Raw genomic sequence first — 16,840 nt, 5'->3', positions numbered from 1 at the left:
GTGGCTTACGCCGCTCCTGCAGATTGGTCGGGCCAGGCGGCGGGATCGAGCAAGTCCCGCGGCGATGCGATCAGGCGATCGCCACCCCACGCATCCGGCACGTCTTCGGGCAGACGATATCCCCACAGCGCCACCACCGAACGCATGTCGGCCGCGCGCGCGGCGACGATGTCTCGTTCGTCGTCGCCGACATAGACGCATTGGTCCGCCGTCGCGCCGAGGCGGCGCAGTGCTTCCAGCAGCGGCAAGGGGTGCGGCTTCTTCTCGGCCAGGGTATCGCCGCCGATCAGCACCCGGCAGCGGCTTTCCCAGCCGAGCGCCGGCAGGATGTCGTGGGCCAGGTATTCGGGCTTGTTGGTGACGATGCCCCAACGCGAGCCGTCCGCTTCCAGCGCATCCAGCAGTTCGGCCACACCGTCGAACGGCTGGCTGTTGCGGCCGATCTCGCTGCGATAAATGTCCAGAAACTCCGGCACCCAGCGCTCGCGGATCGCCACTCCGACATCAGGGAAGGCCGCACCGAGCATCGCCCGCGCGCCCCTGGATACGTGCGGACGCAAGGCTTCCAGCGCCATCGGGCCGACCCCGCGCGCCGCGCGCATGCGATCGACGGTGGCCAGCATGTCCGGCGCGCTGTCGAGCAGAGTGCCATCGAGATCAAACAGCACCAGCGGCGGGAATCGGGCCGGGCTCACTCCGGCCTGACCGCGCAGGCCAGGTAGTTGACGTCGGTACGGCTTACGATCCGCGCGGCGTTGCGCCACGGTTCGTAGGCCAGGCCGCTGACGTCTTCCAGTTGCAGCCCGCTCTCGCGCAGCCATGCCGCCAGTTCGGACGGACGGATGAAGTCCTGGTAGTGGTGCGTGCCCTTGGGCAGCAGCCGGGTCACGTATTCGGCGCCGACAATGGCCAGCGCGAACGCGGCCGGGGTGCGGTTCAGCGTGGACAGGAACAGACGCCCGCCCGGCTTCAGCAAGCTCGCGCAGGCGGCGATGATCGCGCCCGGATCCGGCACGTGTTCCAGCATTTCCATGCAGGTCACCGCATCGAAGGCGGCCGGCATGTCCTCGGCCAGCGACTCCACCGACTGCTCGCGATAGTCGATCTCCAGCTGCGATTCCAGTTTGTGCAACCGGGCCACCCGCAGCAGTTCCGGCGACAGGTCGATGGCGGTGACGCGGGCGCCGGCGCCGGCCAGCGCCTCGCTGAGCAGGCCGCCGCCGCAACCGACATCCAGTACCGCGGTGCCGGGCAATGGGCAGCGTTGCGAGACATAGTCCAGCCGCGCCGGGTTCAGCGCGTGCAGCGCCTTCTGCGGGCCGTCGGCGTCCCACCAGCGGCTGGCCAGCGCGCCGAACTTGTCCAGCTCGACTTGGCGGAAATTGGTGTCGGAAGATGCGCTCGCGTTCATGCCGCCATTGTCGCAGATCGCCAGGGCGCGGCGTAGCGCGGCGACGCGATCAGTCGCGGTGGATCGAGGCGATCCGCGTGCGCCACTGGCGGGCGTTGGCGACCACGGCACCGATGTCGATGTCGACCAGTTCGCGTTCCACCAGCTTCGGCTGGCCTGCGATCCACACATCGCTCACCTGCTGGCGACCGCAGGCATAGACCAGCTGCGAGACCACGTGGTGCAGCGGCTGGGTCTCCAGCGCCGACAGGTCCACGCAGGCCAGGTCGGCCTGCTTGCCCGGCACGATCGAGCCGACCCGGTCGCCGAAACCGAGCGCGCGCGCCCCGCCCAGCGTCGCCGCCCGCAGCGAGGCGAAGGCATCCAGCGCCGCCGCGTCCTGCGCCACCGCCTTGGCCAGCAGGGCCGCGGTACGGGTTTCGCCGAACATGTCCAGATCGTTGTTGCTGGCGCAGCCGTCGGTGCCGATGGCCAGGTTGACCCCTGCTCGCTGCAGCGCGCAGGCGCGGCAGAAGCCCGAGGCCAGCTTCAGGTTCGACTCCGGGCAGTGCACCACGCTGACCCCGCGCTCGGCGCACAGAGTGATCTCGGCCTCGGTCAACTGGGTCATGTGCACGGCGATCAGGCGGTCGTTGATCAACCCCAGCCGCTCCAGTCGCGCGATCGGCCGCTGCCCGTACTTCTCCTGCGACTGCTGCACTTCCTGAGCGGTCTCATGCAGGTGCAGGTGCACCGGCAGGTCCAGCTGGTCGGCCAGCATGCGGATGCGTTCGAAGTTGGGGTCGTTGACCGTGTACGGCGCATGCGGGGCGAACGCGGTGGCGATCAGCGGATCGTCGCGCCACTGGTCATGGACTTCGCCGGCCTTGTCGAAGTATTCGTCGTCGCTCTTCGCCCAGGCGGTCGGGAAATCGATTACCGGCAGGCCGACCCGCGCGCGGAAGCCGTGACGCTTGTACACCGCGGCCTGCACATCGGGGAAGAAGTAGTTCTCGTTGGCGCAGGTGGTGCCGCCGCGCAGCATCTCGGCGATCGCCAGCACGATGCCGTCGGCGACGAAGTCCGGCGCCAGCAGCGCGCCTTCCACCGGCCAGATGTGCTGCTGCAACCAGACCTTCAGCGGCAGGTCGTCGGCGATCCCGCGCAGCAGGGTCATCGGGTTGTGGGTGTGGGCGTTGACCAGGCCGGGAATCAGTGCCGCCTCGGGCCGCGAAACGACCTGTCCGGGCGCGTAGTGCCGGCGCGCTTCGTCGATCGGCAACACCGCGGCGATGCGGCCTTCGCTGATCGCCACCGCGTGGTTTTCCAGCACCACGCCATGCGGTTCCACCGGCACGACGAAACCGGCCTCGATCAGCAGGTCGCAGGGTTCGGGAGCGATCAATTCGGTCATGCGTGGCCTTGCCGTGGCGCCGGAAACATCCGGATCACTTCACCCGGCTGACGTACTCGCCGGTGCGGGTGTCGACCTTGATGATTTCCTCCTGGCCGACGAACAGCGGCACGCGCACGACGGCGCCGGTTTCCAGCGTGGCGGGCTTGCCGCCCGTGCCGGCAGTGTCGCCCTTCACGCCCGGGTCGGTCTCGGTGATCTGCAGCTCGACGAAATTCGGCGGGGTCACCTGGATCGGATTGCCGTTCCACAGGGTCACCACGCAGTCTTCCTCGCCCTTCAGCCACTTCTCGGCGCCGCCCATGCCGGCCTTGTCGGCCTGCACCTGCTCGAAGGTCTCCTGCTGCATGAAGTGCCAGTATTCGCCGTCGCTGTACAGGTACTGCATGTCGGTATCGACCACGTCGGCGGCTTCGACCGAATCGGTCGACTTCATGGTGATTTCCTGCACCCGGCCGGACTTGATCAGGCGGTAGCGCACGCGGGTGAAGGCCTGGCCCTTGCCCGGCTTGACGTAGTCGGTCTCGGTGATGATCGCCGGCTCGTTGTTGATCAGGATCTTCATCCCGTTCTTGACGTCGTTCATGCCGTAACTGGCCATCGGCTAACTCCTTTCGGGTAAGGCAAGCCCGCCGCGCGAGGCGGCCGGCAAGATAGAATCGGGGAGCCCACCGGCACCGGCGGGCGCTTGTTTCAGGGTCCTATGATACCCGCAGCCCCTGCCCGCCGACAGTTCCCCGCCCCCGGCCCCGCCCTGCTGCCGTCCCACGGCTGGCAGCAGGCTTGGCGGCGGGCGGTGCGCGATCCGGCCGAACTGCTGTCGCTGCTGGAGCTGGACACCCTGGTCGAACGGGTCTCGACACCCGCCGCGGCACAGTTCCCGCTGCGGGTGCCGCGCGGCTTCGTCGCCCGCATGCGCCCCGGCGACCCGCACGACCCGCTGCTGCGTCAGGTGCTGCCGCTGGACGAGGAGATGCGGCCGATGCCCGGCTTCGCCCTCGACGCGGTCGGCGATGCCGCGGCCCGCACCGGCCCCGGAGTGATCCAGAAATACCGCGGCCGCGCTCTGCTGGTGGCCACCGGCAGTTGCGCCATCCATTGCCGCTACTGCTTCCGCCGCCACTTCCCTTATGCCGAAGAAACCGCCGCCCGCGACGGCTGGCGCGATGCGGTGCAGCGGATCGGCGACGATTCCGGCATCGACGAAGTCATCCTCTCCGGCGGCGACCCGCTGTCACTATCCACCGCCAAGCTGGCCGAACTGACCGCGGCGCTGGCCGGCATTCCGCACCTGAAACGCCTGCGCATCCACAGCCGGCTGCCAGTCGTGCTGCCGGAACGGGTGGACGAGGCCTTGCTGAACTGGCTTCAGGCCCTGTCCTGGCCTGTGACCTTCGTCCTGCACGCCAACCATGCCAACGAATTCGATGCCGCGGTCGATGCCGCCCTGGCCCGGCTGCGTGCCAGCGGCGCGCTGCTGCTCAACCAGGCCGTTTTGCTGCAGGGCGTCAACGACAGCGTCGACGCCCTGGTCGCGCTGAGCGAACGCGGCCATGCCGCCGGGGTGCTGCCGTATTACCTGCACCAGCTGGACCGGGTCCAGGGCGTGGCCCACTTCGAGGTTGCGGATGCGCGCGCCCGCGAGCTTCACGCCGGGTTGTCCGAACGCCTGTCAGGCTATCTGCTGCCGCGGCTGGTGCGCGAAATCCCCGGTGCGCCCGGCAAGCAGCCGCTGTAGCGCCGCCATTGTGCGATCCGTGCATTGGACGCTCCGGCGACCATCGTGTATTAAACGCCCTCCCCTGACGAACGCACCTGCATGCAGCCCGGCAACAACTCCGCCTTCCGCCTGATGATCGTCGACGACAGCGGCGAGGATGCCGAAGCCGTCGTCAGCCTGTTCCGCAACGCCGGCGTCGCGGTGCGGCCGCTGCGACCGCTCGACCCGGACGAACTGCGTACCCAGCTCGACGCCCAGCCGGTCGATCTGGTGCTGGCTGCGCGCTCGGCCACGGCCGTGCCGCTGGAAACGGTGTTGACCGCGGTCGCCGCCTGCGGCAAGGACATCCCGGTGGTCGTACTGGCCGATGCGCTGGACGAACAGGCCCTGCTCGACGCGCACGCCGCCGGCGCCCGCGGGGTGGCCCTGCGCGGCCGCAACGAACATCTGCTGAAACTGCTGCAAGGCGAATGGACCGAGCTGGAAGCGCGGCGCGCCCTGCGCCGGCTGGAAGCGCAGTTGCGCGAAACCGAGCGCCGCTGCGATGCGCTGATCGCGTCCTCGCGCGACCCCATCGCCTATGTGCACGAAGGCATGCACATCCGCGCCAACGACGCCTACCAGGAAATGTTCGGGCTGGAGTCGTTCGAAGACCTGGAAGGCATGTCGCTGCTGGACCTGGTGGCGCCGAAATACGTGGCCGACTTCAAGCAACTGCTGAAAGGCCTGGGCAAGGGCGACGCGCCGCCGCCGCAGTACCAGCTGGAAGCACGCACGCTGGACGGCGAGGTGTTCCCGGCAACGATGGAATTCGCCACCGCCACCTACGAAGGCGAGCCCTGCGTGCAGGTGGTATTCCGCCGCCGCGAACTGGATACCGAACTGGCGCGCGAGGTCGAGGACCTGCGCCAGCGCGATCAGGTCACCGGCCTGCTCAACCGCCCGACCTTCCTGCGCCTGCTGGAAGAGGCCGTCGCCGAAGTCGGCCAGGGCGAGGCCCACTACGGCCTGCTGCTGGTCGAACCGGACCACTACGCGCGACTGCTGCCGGACATCGGGCTGGACGCGGCCGACGCCCTGATCGCGGCCATGGCCGAGCGCCTGACCGAGGATCTGGACAGCGACATCGTCGTCGCCCGTTTCAGCGAGCAAGGCTTCGCCGTGTTGCTGAAGGGCAGCCACGCGCGCACCGCCGAAGTGGCCAACGCCTTGCGCGAACGCTTCGCTTCGCGGCTGTTCGAGATCGGCGAGCGTTCGGTCACCATCACCCCGAGCATCGGCGGCGTGCAGATCGGCGAGAAGATCGCCAGCCTCAATCAGGTGTTGTCGCGCGCTTCCGGGCAGTTGCAGGCGGTGACCGGACTCGGCGGCAATGGCGTGCAGATCTTCGACCCCGGTGCGGTCGACCGTGCCGAACAGGAACGCATGCAGCGGATCCTCGACCAGGTGCGCACCGCGCTGAAGGAAGACGGCTTCCAGCTGCATTTCCAGCCGCTGATCCCGCTGCTGGGCGAACACGGAGACTTCTACGAAGCCTTCCTGCGCCTGCCGGCGGCAGGCGGCGAAACGATCAAGCCGATCAGCTTTCTCGCGTTGGCCGAAGATGCCGGCCTGCTGGACGAGATCGACCGCTGGGTGGTCGGCAAGGCCATCGCCCTGCTCGGTCAACGTGAACGCGAAGGCCGTCCGGTCCGGATGCTGGTCAAGATCAGCCAGGCATCGTTCGGCGACCCGCGGATGGTCGAGACCATCGCCCAGGGACTGGCCGCCCACGGCGTCCCCGGCGAGCGGCTGTGGCTGGAGGCGACCGAGGCCAAGGTGTTCACCCACCTGCGCGCGGCGCAGGAATTCCTGCGCGCGGTCGCGCCGCTGGGCTGCAAGGTCGGACTGGAGCAATTCGGCACCGGGCTGGACTCGTTCCAGTTGCTGAGCCATTTCACCCCAGCCTTCCTCAAGCTGGACCGCAGCTTCACCCAGGACAACGCCAGCACCACCGAGCACCAGGAGACCATCCGCGACATCGCCGCCCGCGCACAGCAGGACGGCATCGCCACCATCGCCGAACACGTGCAGGACCCGGCGACGATGTCGCAGCTGTTCTCCGCCGGACTGGACTATGTGGAAGGTCATTTCGTCGGCCAGGCCGGGCCGGAGATGAACTTCGACTTCAACAGCTGACGCGCGTTTCGCGTCCATAACAAGGAAAAAGCCCGCCGATGGCGGGCTTCCTGCTTTTCCGGCCCTGGTCGACTCTCAGCTCACGGTCGTCTGCGCGTTTCGCAACGCGGCGATCCGCTGCTCCAGCGGCGGATGGCTGAGGAACAGCTTCTTCAGGCCGTCGCCGATGCCGCCGGCGATACCGAACGCGGCGATCTGGTTGGGCAGCGTGCTGGCGCCGTGGTTCAGCTGCAGCCGCTCCAGCGCGGCGATCATCTTCTGCCGCCCGGCCAGGCTGGCGCCGCCAGCGTCGGCGCGGAATTCGCGCCGGCGCGAGAACCACATCGCGATCATCGTCGCGAACAGACCCAGCACCATCTCCAGCACGAACACGATGATGTAATAGGCGAAGCCGCGGCCGCCGTTGCGGTTGCCCGACAGATAGCTGTCGATCACCCCGCCGACCACCCGCGCCAGCACGATCACGAAAGTGTTCAGCACGCCCTGCAGCAGGGCCATGGTCACCATGTCGCCGTTGGCGACGTGGCTGACCTCGTGGCCGAGCACGGCCTCGGCCTCGTCGCGGCCCATGTTGGCCAGCAGGCCGGTGGACACCGCGACCAGGGCGTTGTTGCGGTTGGCGCCGGTGGCGAAGGCGTTGATCTCCGGCGCGTCGTAGATCGCCACTTCCGGCGTGCCGATACCGGCCGCCTGCGCCTGCCGCTGCACCGTGGCCAGCAGCCACTGCTCGCCCTCGTTGCGCGGCTGATCGATGATCTGGGCCCCAGTGGCGCGCTTGGCCATCGACTTGGACATCAACAGCGAGATCAGCGAGCCGCCGAAGCCGAACAGTCCGGCCATCAGCACCAAGCCACCGGTATTACCCAGCCGGACGCCGAACATCGGCAGGACGAAGTTCATGATGATGCTCATCAGCACCAGCACGGCCAGGTTGGTGGCAAGGAACAGGGCAATGCGGCTGAACATGCGGGTGCTCCGGCGATGGCGTGGATTCAGTTCCGGCGAATCTGCGGCTGCCGGCGCTTGAATTCAAGCGTCCGGCTGACCGAGGATTCAGTTTTCGCCGCCATTGTCCCATGTCCTTATCGCCGATCTACCGGGGACGCTTCGCCCCGTCTCCCACTGGCCCGCTGCACTTCGGTTCGCTGTACGCGGCCTTCGGCAGCTGGCTGCTGGCACGCAATGCCGGCGGCGAGTGGTGGATCCGGATCGAAGACCTTGACCCGCCGCGCGAAATCGAGGGCATGGCCGACCGGCAACTGCAGACCCTGCTCGCCTTCGGCCTGGAGTCGGACGCACCGGTAGTACGCCAGAGCGAGCGCGGATCGCAGTACCGTGCCGCGCTGGATCGGCTGCTGACTGATGGTCTGGCCTTCACCTGTACCTGCAGCCGCAGCGACCTGGCCGCAACGGGCGGCATCCACCGCGCCTGTGTCGCCGCCGTCCCGGCCGACGCCGGCGACGGCCGTCAGCCGGCGATCCGCCTGCGCGTCCCCGACGGCAGCACGGTTGCCTTCGTCGACGGACTGCAGGGGGAAGTCACCCAGGACGTGGCCGCCGAGGTCGGCGACTTCGTGCTGCACCGGGCCGACGGATACTGGGCCTACCAGCTGGCGGTGGTGGTGGACGATGCCCTGCAGGGCATGACCGATATCGTCCGCGGCCACGATCTGCTGGACTCCACGCCACGACAGATCCTGCTGCAACGCGCCCTGGGGCTACCGACGCCGCGATACCTGCACCTGCCGCTGGTCACCGATGCGGACGGCCGCAAGCTGTCCAAATCCAGCGCCGACCTGCCGGTGGATCCGGACGACCCCCTGCCCGCGCTGCGCGTCGCGTGGCGGATGCTGGGGCAGGACCCCGACGCGCTGTCGCAGACCGGAAATGTGACGGCATTGCTGCGCGCCGGTACGGAGGCGTTCGACCCGCAGAAGCTGCCCCGCGCGGCCACCGTGTCGCTGCAGCGCACAACATGATTACAGCGGCACATGCCTAGAATTTCCATGCCGGTGGGCAAAGGGTCGCCCACCCCTCATGGAGAACCCCACATGACAGCACGCGTCGCACTGGTCACCGGTGGCACCGGCGGTATCGGCACCGCCATCTGCAAGAAGCTGGCCGACATGGGCCACAAGGTCGTCACCAATTACCGCAACGAGGAAAAGGCCAGAGCCTGGCAGCAGAAGATGAAGGATGCAGGCTACGACTTCACCCTCGTCGCCGGCGACGTGTCTTCGCCCGAACAGGGTGCGGCGATGATCCAGGCGGTGGAAGCGCAACTGGGACCGGTCGACATCCTGGTCAACAACGCCGGCATCACCCGCGACGGTACCTTCCACAAGATGACGTCCGAGCAGTGGTACGACGTCATCAACACCAACCTCAACTCGGTCTACAACGTGACCCGCCCGGTGATCGAGGGCATGCGCGAACGCAAGTGGGGGCGAATCGTGCAGATCAGCTCGATCAACGGCCTGAAGGGCCAGTACGGCCAGGCCAACTACGCCGCCGCCAAGGCCGGCATGCACGGCTTCACCATTTCGCTGGCGCGCGAGAACGCCAAGCTCGGGATCACCGTCAACACCGTCTCGCCCGGCTACGTGGCCACCGACATGGTCATGGCAGTGCCGGAAGAGGTGCGCGCCAAGATCGCCGCCGACATCCCGACCGGCCGCCTCGGCAAGCCGGAGGAGATCGCCTATGCGGTCGGCTTCCTGGTGGCCGACGAAGCAGCCTGGATCACCGGCTCCAACCTGGACATCAACGGCGGCCACCACATGGGCTGGTGATGCCGGCCGCCATCGGACTTCCACGGGGCGCCGCACGGCGCCCCGTGCCGTTCAGGGCAGCGGAAATGCTGCGCAGCATTTCCCCCGTGGTGCCGGCTGAACGGGCAGTTGCAAGGACTGCTGCGGTGCGTCATGCTGGCCGCCAAGCCTCCGGAGGGGTCCACAGTTCAATGGCCGCAACCCGCATCATCAAGAAGTATCCCAACCGGCGTCTCTACGACACCGAAATTTCCAGTTACATCACCATCGAGGACGTGCGCCAGCTGATCGTCGATGGCGAAGAATTCGAGGTCCGCGACGCCAAGACCGGCAGCGACCTGACCCGCAGCGTCTTGCTGCAGATCATCAGCGACCAGGAACAGGACGGCGAGCCGCTGCTGTCTACCCAGTTGCTCAGCCAGATCATCCGCTTCTACGGCGACTCCATGCAGGGCTTCATGGGCAACTACCTGGAGCGCAGCATGCAACTGTTCCTGGAGCAGCAGGCGCAGTTCCGCAACCAGATGGGCAGCCTGCTCGGCCAGACCCCGTGGACGATGATGAACCAGCTGACCGAACGCAACATGGAGATGTGGCAGGAATTCCAACGCAACCTGGGCGCCGGGCTGGGCAACCGCCCGCAGGACCCGCCGAAGACACGCCCGCGCTGACGCGCGGTGTGGTTCCCGCCGTTTTCGCCGCGCGACCAATGGCAGGCTTCCCTCCGGGCAGCGGCTTACTGCCTGCCCGCTGCTGATTTCCCATCCATTCCGGACTTCGCATGAGTACTCCACGCATCGCCGTCGTCACCGGCGGCATGGGCGGTCTTGGCACCGCCATCTGCCGTGCCCTGGCCCATGACGGCCGCAAGGTGGTCGCGGTCGACCTGCCAACCGCTGCCGAGCGCACGCAGGCCTGGCTCGACTCGATGCAGGGGCTGGACGTGTCGGTCGAAAGCGCCGACGTGTCCGACTTCGACAGTTGCCAGTCGCTGGTCGCGAAGATCGTCCAGACGCACGGCGCGCTGGACATCCTGGTCAACAACGCCGGCATCACCCGCGATTCGACCCTGCGCAAGATGGAGCTGGCGCAATGGCAGGCCCTGCTGGACGTCAACCTGAGCAGCGCCTTCCACCTGTGCCGGCACGCCATCGACGGCATGCTGGAACGCGGTTTCGGCCGCATCGTCAACATCAGTTCGGTCAGCGGCCAGACCGGCAATTTCGGCCAGACCAACTACGCCGCGGCCAAGGCCGGCCTGCACGGCTTCAGCATGTCGCTGGCGCGTGAAACTGCCGGCAAGGGCGTCACCGTCAACAGCGTTTCGCCCGGCTACATCGAAACCCCGATGACCCGCGCCATGCCCGAAGCCGCGCGCGAGCGTACCCGCGCCATGATCCCGGCCGGACGTCTCGGCCAGCCCGAGGACATCGCCCGCACCGTGGCCTTCCTCAGTGCAGATGCCGCCGACTACATCACCGGGGCCAACCTGCCGGTCAACGGCGGGCTGTTCATGAGCTTCTGAAGCCCGGCGGCGGCGCTGCCGTCAATTCGCCTGGGTGCAGAACTTCCTGCGGTATTCCATCGCCTTGGGCATCAGTGCGCTCAGGTTCTGGATGCGAGTGCCCGGATTGGGGTGGGTGGACGCGAATTCCGGCGGTGCCTGGCCGCCGCTGGCCTCGCCCATGCGCTCCCACAGCGGTACCGCTTCCTGCGGGTCGAAGCAGGCCGCCGCCGCCAGCAGCAGACCGACCTCGTCGGCCTGGGTTTCGTGTTCGCGCGCGTACGGCAGCAGGTAGCCATAGCCGAGCGCCGACATCATCATCTGCTGTTGCTGCGCATCCATGCCGCTCATCGCGCCGGCCATCTGGCCGATCTGGCTGAGCTTCTGCTGCGACATCCGCTGCGCGCCGTGGCGCAACAGGGCGTGGGCGATCTCGTGCCCCATCACCACCGCCACCGCGTCGGCGTTCTGCGCCACTGGAATCAGGCCGGTGTAGACGGCCATCTTGCCGCCGGGCAGACAGAAAGCGTTGGCCTGTTCGGAAGGAATCACGTTGACCGCCCAATCGAAATCCTTCCAGATGCCGTTGGGCTGGGTACCGTGATCGGCGGCGATCTGCGCCTCGACCACGCCGACCTTTTCGATCAGCCGCTGGGCGATGGTGCGCACCTGCTGCGAGATCTCCGCATCGGCCGGCAACGGCGGTTCCTGGCTCAGGATCTCCTGGTAGGCCTGCAGGCCCATCGCCTTCTCTTCCTCGGCGTCGATCGAATTGTCGATCAGCACTTTCTCGCCGGTGTACGGATCGACCACCCGGTTCGACGACCAGTAGTACAGCGCGTACAGGGCGAAGCCGATCAGGATGATCCAGCGCAGGTTGAAACCGCCGCCGCGACGCTGCGTCTGCTGTCCGTACTGCGCGCGACCATAGGGATCCTGTCTCATTCCGTTCTCCTGTTCAGATGCCTCGCACCACGCGGAAACCGATCCGCGCACTGGTCATGTCCGAATCCACCGACGAACGCCATGCCGCGCGCGTCTGCACCGGGCCGCTGGACCACGAGCCGCCGCGCACCACCCGCGCCCGGCAACCGGGATTGAACCACGCCCGGCCGTCGGCCGGGGCGCGCCGGTAGCTGGCGTGCCAGCAATCCGCGACCCATTCGCTGATATTACTGCCCAGATCGTAAAGTCCCCAGGCATTGGGCTGGAAGGTGGCGACCGGGGCCGGACCCCAGTAGCCATCGCCGTAGCCGACGAAGGCGTTGCTCCAGTGACGGCCGTTCGGCGCCACGTCGTTGCCGCCGGTCAGGTTGCCGGTGCCCGGTGGCGGCTGTCCGTTGCCCCACGGGTAGCGCCCTTCCCTGCCCGCCCGCGAGGCGTATTCGAACTCCGCCTCGGTCGGCAGGCGATAACCGCTGCCGGTCTGCGCGGCCAGCCACTCGGCATAGGCTTCGGCGTCGTACACGCTGACATGCAGCACCGGCTGGTCGTCCGCCGCCGGCGCGCCCATGTAGTCCGAGCGCCAGTCCGCGCCGCCGCGGCGGACGAAATTGCCGCTGCGCAGGTCATAGACGATCGACAGCTCGCGCCGGCTGGCCCGCGGCCGGTAATCGGTGGCCTGTACGAACCGGCGGAATTCGCCGACCGTGACCGCCTTGCGCGACATCGCGAAGCCGCGTTCGAAGCGGACGTAGTGCGCCGGCTTTTCGCTGTCGCTCGCGCCCAGTTCGTCGTCCGGCGCGCCCATCCGGAACGCGCCGTGCGGCAACACGATCATTTCCGGACCACGACCACCATTGGCCAGCGCTTCGGTGAACGACTGGCCGGGACGGAACAGTCCGTAATAGGTCGCCAGATCGATGCGCTGGCGCAGATCGGCGGCCACCGCGTCGCCCGGCAAGGCGATACGCAATACCTCGGCCAGCGTTTCCCGCGCCTTGCGCAAGGCCAGCGGAGTCAGACCGTCGGCGCCGGACAGGGCCGCCAACGCCTCGTCGCGCAGGGCGGCGATGCGGGCGGTACGGATGTCCTCGACCCGCTGGTGTGCATCGCCGAGCGTGGAAGTGTCCGGGCGCACCTGCGAGGCATGTGCCAGCCACTGTCCGGCCAGGACAAAGTCGTCGTTGCGCGCCGCATCCTCGGCGCGCCGGATCATCGCGCTCTCTACCGCCGCCAGCCCCTGCTGCGCCCGCGACTGTCCGGGCGCGACCGCCAGCACCTCGCGGAAACTGCCCAGCGCCCCACCGCCGGTTTCCCCCAACTGGCCGGCGCGCAGATCGCGCTCGGCCGCGTCGTTCAGCCGCCACAGGTAGTCGGCCTGGTCGACCTTGTCCAGATAGGCGGTCACCGCCGCATCCTCGCCGCGCAGCGTGCGCAACACGGCAGCGATTTCCCCCGCCCGGCGCAGCGCCTGCGCGTCCTCGTCCGCTACCTGCAGAGCCTGTCCGCCCTGCTTCAACAGGGCCGCCACGGCGCGGTCGATCCCGCGTTGCGCGGAACGATCATCCGCATCGCGAGCCAGCAGGGCCAGATACAGCGGAATCGCATCTTCGGCCTGCTCGTACAGCCTGCCCTCGGCCAGGGCCTGCGCGGCGCGGCGACGGGTCTGTTCCGGCGTTTCCTCGCCCAGATCGACTGCCGGCGGCGTCCAGTTCAGCGCGGCCAGGTCCGTGTCCGTGCCGCTGACAGTCACGCTGCCCAGCTGCGCATCCACCACCTGCACCGGAACCTTGGCGGCAGCCGGCGTGTCGCCGCGGCAGGCGGCCAAGCCGAGGATGCACAGCAGCAGGACGGGGCGAAAAAGGCGCAAACCGGTTCCCATTCTCGCGGTCGGACCAAGGATGGGCTATTGTCACCCGCCCGCGCAACGCGTGCATGCCCGGAGACTCCGTGCCCCGCTGGATCGATTCACCGCAATCCCTGTCCGAACGTCTGCAGAATCCACCCGCCTGGATCGGGCTGGACACCGAATTCGTCCGCGAACGCACCTACTGGCCGCAACTGGCGCTGGTGCAGATGGCCATCGGCGAGGAGATCCTGCTGATCGACCCACTGGTGCCGGACATGGCCCAAGCGTTGGCACCGATCCTGAACGATCCGGCCGTGTTGAAGGTCATGCACAGCGCCAGCGAGGATCTGGTGGCGCTGGGCCATGCCTGCGACGCCCTGCCGGCCCCGCTGTTCGATACCCAGATTGCCGCCGCCCTGTGCGGCATGGGCGCAGGCATGGGCTACCAGAAACTGGTGCTCGAGATCGCCGACCGCGAACTGCCCAAGGGCGAGACGCGCTCGGACTGGATGCGGCGACCGCTCAGCGAAGCGCAATTGCAATACGCTGCCGACGACGTGGAATACCTCGGCGCGCTGTACGCAGACCTGCAGCGCCGTCTCGATGCCGCCGGCCGTTCGGACTGGCTGCGGCAGGACTGCAGCCGTCTGCTCGCCCAGGCCGGCGATGCCCAGGGCGAAACCTGGCCGCACCTGTCGTTGCGCAGCGCCCAGTTCCTCGAACCTGATGCCCAGCATCGATTGCTGCGCCTGCTGCGCTGGCGCGAACTGCAGGCACGCCGCAGCGACAGGCCGCGCAGCTGGATTCTCGACAACGAACTGTCCGCCGCACTGGCGCGCGACCCACCGGCCAGCCGCGAAGCGCTGCAATCCCTGCTCGACAGCCAGCCCAAGGCCCCGCGCAAGCTCGGCGATGCCCTGTGGCAGGCACTGACCACACCGCTGGCCGACGAATCGCAAGCGCCGCTGGCACGGGCCGCCGACAACGCCGACAAGGCCCGGCTCAAGCGCCTGCAACAGGCCGTGGCCGAGCGTTCGGCCGAACTGGGACTGCCCGATGGCGTGCTCGCATCGCGCCGCTGGCTGGAGGCCCTGATGGATGGCGATGGCCGCTGGCCGCCGGCGCTGGAGGGTTGGCGTCGCGAGCAGCTGGAGTCCCGCCTGGCGCCGCTGCTCGAGCCGCCGCTGGCATCGGCGCCCGCCTCCGGCTAGAATTGCCGTCCCCTCGGGGCCATAGCTCAGCTGGGAGAGCGCGTCGTTCGCAATGACGAGGTCGGGAGTTCGATCCTCCCTGGCTCCACCAATAAAAGGCCCGCAAATCAATGGTTTGCGGGCTTTTTCTTCGCGAGGTGCTTCAGCGAGACGGCTTTCGCGACGGGGTGGACCCGCGTTTGTTCCAGTCTGCTCTTCAATGCTTTCAACTCAGCCTGTCCTCGCCGGTATCATCGGATGCGACAGCGCCGCGACAGATTGGCGTAATCGACTGACGTTTAGTGTGGGGATACTGAATGCCTTGGCTGGAATGGTACAACCGCAATGATGATTTGAAGGCGACGGCGAAGACGCCCTACCGCCTGCTTCAACCGATCCAGTCCCTGTCCCACGGCGACGAAGACGCGCCGAACATGCTGATCCAAGGCGACAACCTGGAAGCGTTGAAGGCATTGCTGCCGTACTACGCCGGGCAGGTGAAATGTATTTTTATCGACCCGCCGTACAACACGAAAAGCGCGTTCGAGCATTACGACGACAACCTGGAACATGCCCAGTGGTTGTCGATGATGTATCCGCGCATGGTGCTGCTGCGCGAACTGTTGCGCGAGGATGGTTCGATCTGGATCACGCTGGACGACAACGAAGCGCACTATTTCAAGGTGATGTGCGACGAGGTTTTCGGGCGGGGAAATTTCATTGTCGATATCGCATGGAAGAAGCGAGATGGCGCACCCAATGATCGGAAAATCGGCTCCACTTACGACCATCTTATGGTGTACGCAAAATCCAAAATTGTGAACTCGAAGAAAACCATCGCAGAAGAATCTTTCAACCTGATGGAGCGAACAGAGAAAGCGGACTCCCAGTACAGGTCATATGAAGAGCCATTTGGCGTTGATGAGCGTGGCCCTTTCCGAAAGGTTGACTCGACAGGCAATGCCAAGGGCGGGCGATTCGTCGAAAGTTTGATCTACCCGGTAGTGAACCCATTCACTGGTGAGGAAGTCTTTCCGCGCAAAGGACGGTGCTGGGTTTACAAGCGTGAGGTGATGGAACAGATGGTCGCTGACAGGCGGTTCTTCTGGGGCAAGGATGGCAAAGCCGGAACGCCGATGCGAAAACTCTTCAAGTCCGAAGCCAAGACTGGCATGACTGCCCCTACGATTTGGGATGATGTCGGTCTCAATCAGCATGCGGCACGCGAAATCGAACTTGTTTTCGGGGAGAAGGCTGCGTTCGATACGCCAAAGCCGGAAGGCCTGATGAAGCGCATCATCGAAATCGCTACCAACCCCGGCGACTTCATCCTCGATAGCTTCCTCGGCTCCGGCACCACCGCTGCCGTCGCACACAAGATGGGCAGGCGATGGATCGGCATCGAAATGGGCGAACACGCGCGCACGCATTGCCAACCTCGCCTCGTGAAAGTCATTAACGGCGAGCAAGGCGGCATTTCCGAAGCGGTCGGTTGGCAAGGCGGCGGCGGTTTCCGTTTCTATCAACTCGGGCCGAAGGTGTTCGACGACCAGGGCCGGATCAATCCCGACATCAGGTTCGAGCACCTGGCCGCGCACATCTGGTTCGCCGAGACCGGTACGCCGCGCAGCACTCGCGCCATGAAGTCGCCCCTGCTGGGCGTCCACAATGGCACCGCCTATTACCTGCTCTACAACGGAATCCTGGGCGACAAGACGCTCTCGGGCGGCAACATGCTGACCATGAAGGTACTGGCGGGCCTGCCGAAGCACGACGGCCCGATGGTGATCTACGGCGAAGGCACCAACATGACCAACGACCGTCTGCGCTCGCTGGGGATCAAGTTCAGGAAGACCCCCAACGATATCCGCGCGAGGTAATG

At 66.8% G+C, this 16,840-nt stretch carries 15 protein-coding genes and 1 tRNA gene; 9 read left to right on the top strand and 7 right to left on the bottom strand.

Annotated features, from left to right (window positions below; all coding sequences use genetic code 11):
- Window positions 1-5: 5 nt before the first annotated feature.
- Genes gph through efp form a run of 4 tightly spaced genes read right to left on the bottom strand, consistent with a single transcriptional unit; the run spans window position 6 to window position 3,405 of the window.
- Entirely contained in the window at window positions 6-695 is a 690-nt protein-coding gene (gene gph / locus CSC70_RS07045) for a phosphoglycolate phosphatase (RefSeq protein ID WP_162455972.1), read from the bottom strand.
- Window positions 692-1,411, bottom strand: a complete 720-nt coding sequence (ubiG, locus tag CSC70_RS07040; RefSeq protein ID WP_162455971.1) for a bifunctional 2-polyprenyl-6-hydroxyphenol methylase/3-demethylubiquinol 3-O-methyltransferase UbiG — start codon at window positions 1,409-1,411, stop codon at window positions 692-694. Before ubiG ends, gph begins: the two co-directional genes overlap by 4 nt.
- 49 nt (window positions 1,412-1,460) lie before the next feature.
- Complete coding sequence (locus CSC70_RS07035; RefSeq protein WP_162455970.1) at window positions 1,461-2,804, bottom strand: TRZ/ATZ family hydrolase; 1,344 nt, start codon at window positions 2,802-2,804, stop codon at window positions 1,461-1,463.
- 34 nt (window positions 2,805-2,838) lie between these two features.
- Window positions 2,839-3,405: an elongation factor P gene (efp, locus tag CSC70_RS07030; RefSeq protein WP_162455969.1), complete on the bottom strand. Its 567-nt coding sequence runs from the start codon at window positions 3,403-3,405 to the stop codon at window positions 2,839-2,841.
- Window positions 3,406-3,507: 102 nt separating this feature from the next.
- Between efp and epmB the strand changes: the two genes are divergently transcribed.
- Both epmB and CSC70_RS07020 read left to right on the top strand, forming a co-directional pair.
- Window positions 3,508-4,542: an EF-P beta-lysylation protein EpmB gene (gene epmB, locus CSC70_RS07025; RefSeq protein WP_162455968.1), complete on the top strand. Its 1,035-nt coding sequence runs from the start codon at window positions 3,508-3,510 to the stop codon at window positions 4,540-4,542.
- An 81-nt stretch (window positions 4,543-4,623) separates the two neighbouring features.
- Window positions 4,624-6,702 (top strand): EAL domain-containing response regulator, encoded by a 2,079-nt coding sequence (locus CSC70_RS07020; RefSeq protein WP_162455967.1) that lies wholly within the window; start codon window positions 4,624-4,626, stop codon window positions 6,700-6,702.
- 75 nt (window positions 6,703-6,777) lie between these two features.
- Here the strand turns inward: CSC70_RS07020 and htpX are convergent, their stop codons facing one another.
- On the bottom strand, window positions 6,778-7,668 hold the full coding sequence (gene htpX / locus CSC70_RS07015; RefSeq protein WP_162455966.1) for a protease HtpX: 891 nt from the start codon (window positions 7,666-7,668) through the stop codon (window positions 6,778-6,780).
- A 110-nt stretch (window positions 7,669-7,778) separates the two neighbouring features.
- On the opposite strand from htpX, the gene gluQRS reads away from it, so the two are divergent.
- The 4 genes from gluQRS (at window position 7,779) to phbB (CSC70_RS06995) (ending at window position 10,998) form a co-directional block, all read left to right on the top strand.
- Window positions 7,779-8,681, top strand: coding sequence for a tRNA glutamyl-Q(34) synthetase GluQRS (gene gluQRS / locus CSC70_RS07010; protein ID WP_162455965.1), 903 nt, complete (start codon window positions 7,779-7,781; stop codon window positions 8,679-8,681).
- Window positions 8,682-8,753: 72 nt separating this feature from the next.
- A complete protein-coding gene (gene phbB / locus CSC70_RS07005; protein ID WP_162455964.1) occupies window positions 8,754-9,494 on the top strand; it encodes an acetoacetyl-CoA reductase in 741 nt (246 codons plus the stop codon).
- A gap of 65 nt (window positions 9,495-9,559) precedes the next feature.
- Complete coding sequence (gene phaR / locus CSC70_RS07000) at window positions 9,560-10,144, top strand: polyhydroxyalkanoate synthesis repressor PhaR (RefSeq protein ID WP_425501533.1); 585 nt, start codon at window positions 9,560-9,562, stop codon at window positions 10,142-10,144.
- Window positions 10,145-10,254: 110 nt separating this feature from the next.
- Entirely contained in the window at window positions 10,255-10,998 is a 744-nt protein-coding gene (gene phbB / locus CSC70_RS06995; protein ID WP_162455962.1) for an acetoacetyl-CoA reductase, read from the top strand.
- Window positions 10,999-11,019: 21 nt separating this feature from the next.
- Here the strand turns inward: phbB (CSC70_RS06995) and CSC70_RS06990 are convergent, their stop codons facing one another.
- Entirely contained in the window at window positions 11,020-11,922 is a 903-nt protein-coding gene (locus tag CSC70_RS06990; protein ID WP_162455961.1) for a M48 family metallopeptidase, read from the bottom strand.
- A gap of 13 nt (window positions 11,923-11,935) precedes the next feature.
- Window positions 11,936-13,801 (bottom strand): formylglycine-generating enzyme family protein, encoded by a 1,866-nt coding sequence (locus tag CSC70_RS06985; protein WP_162455960.1) that lies wholly within the window; start codon window positions 13,799-13,801, stop codon window positions 11,936-11,938.
- Between the two features lie 68 nt (window positions 13,802-13,869).
- Here CSC70_RS06985 and rnd point away from each other — a divergent pair, with 68 nt between their 5' ends.
- From rnd to CSC70_RS06970, 3 genes are all read left to right on the top strand, one after another.
- On the top strand, window positions 13,870-14,979 hold the full coding sequence (rnd, locus tag CSC70_RS06980; protein WP_162455959.1) for a ribonuclease D: 1,110 nt from the start codon (window positions 13,870-13,872) through the stop codon (window positions 14,977-14,979).
- Window positions 14,980-14,994: 15 nt separating this feature from the next.
- A tRNA-Ala gene (locus tag CSC70_RS06975) sits at window positions 14,995-15,070 on the top strand.
- Window positions 15,071-15,275: 205 nt separating this feature from the next.
- Window positions 15,276-16,838, top strand: a complete 1,563-nt coding sequence (locus CSC70_RS06970; RefSeq protein WP_162455958.1) for a site-specific DNA-methyltransferase — start codon at window positions 15,276-15,278, stop codon at window positions 16,836-16,838.
- The last annotated feature ends 2 nt before the right edge of the window (window positions 16,839-16,840 follow it).

The sequence above is a fragment of the Pseudoxanthomonas kalamensis DSM 18571 genome (genome assembly GCF_010211745.1).
Taxonomy (GTDB): Bacteria; Pseudomonadota; Gammaproteobacteria; order Xanthomonadales; family Xanthomonadaceae; genus Pseudoxanthomonas_A; species Pseudoxanthomonas_A kalamensis.
The sequence above is the reverse complement of the archived record's forward strand: the minus strand, read 5'-3'. Positions and strand labels throughout refer to the sequence as shown.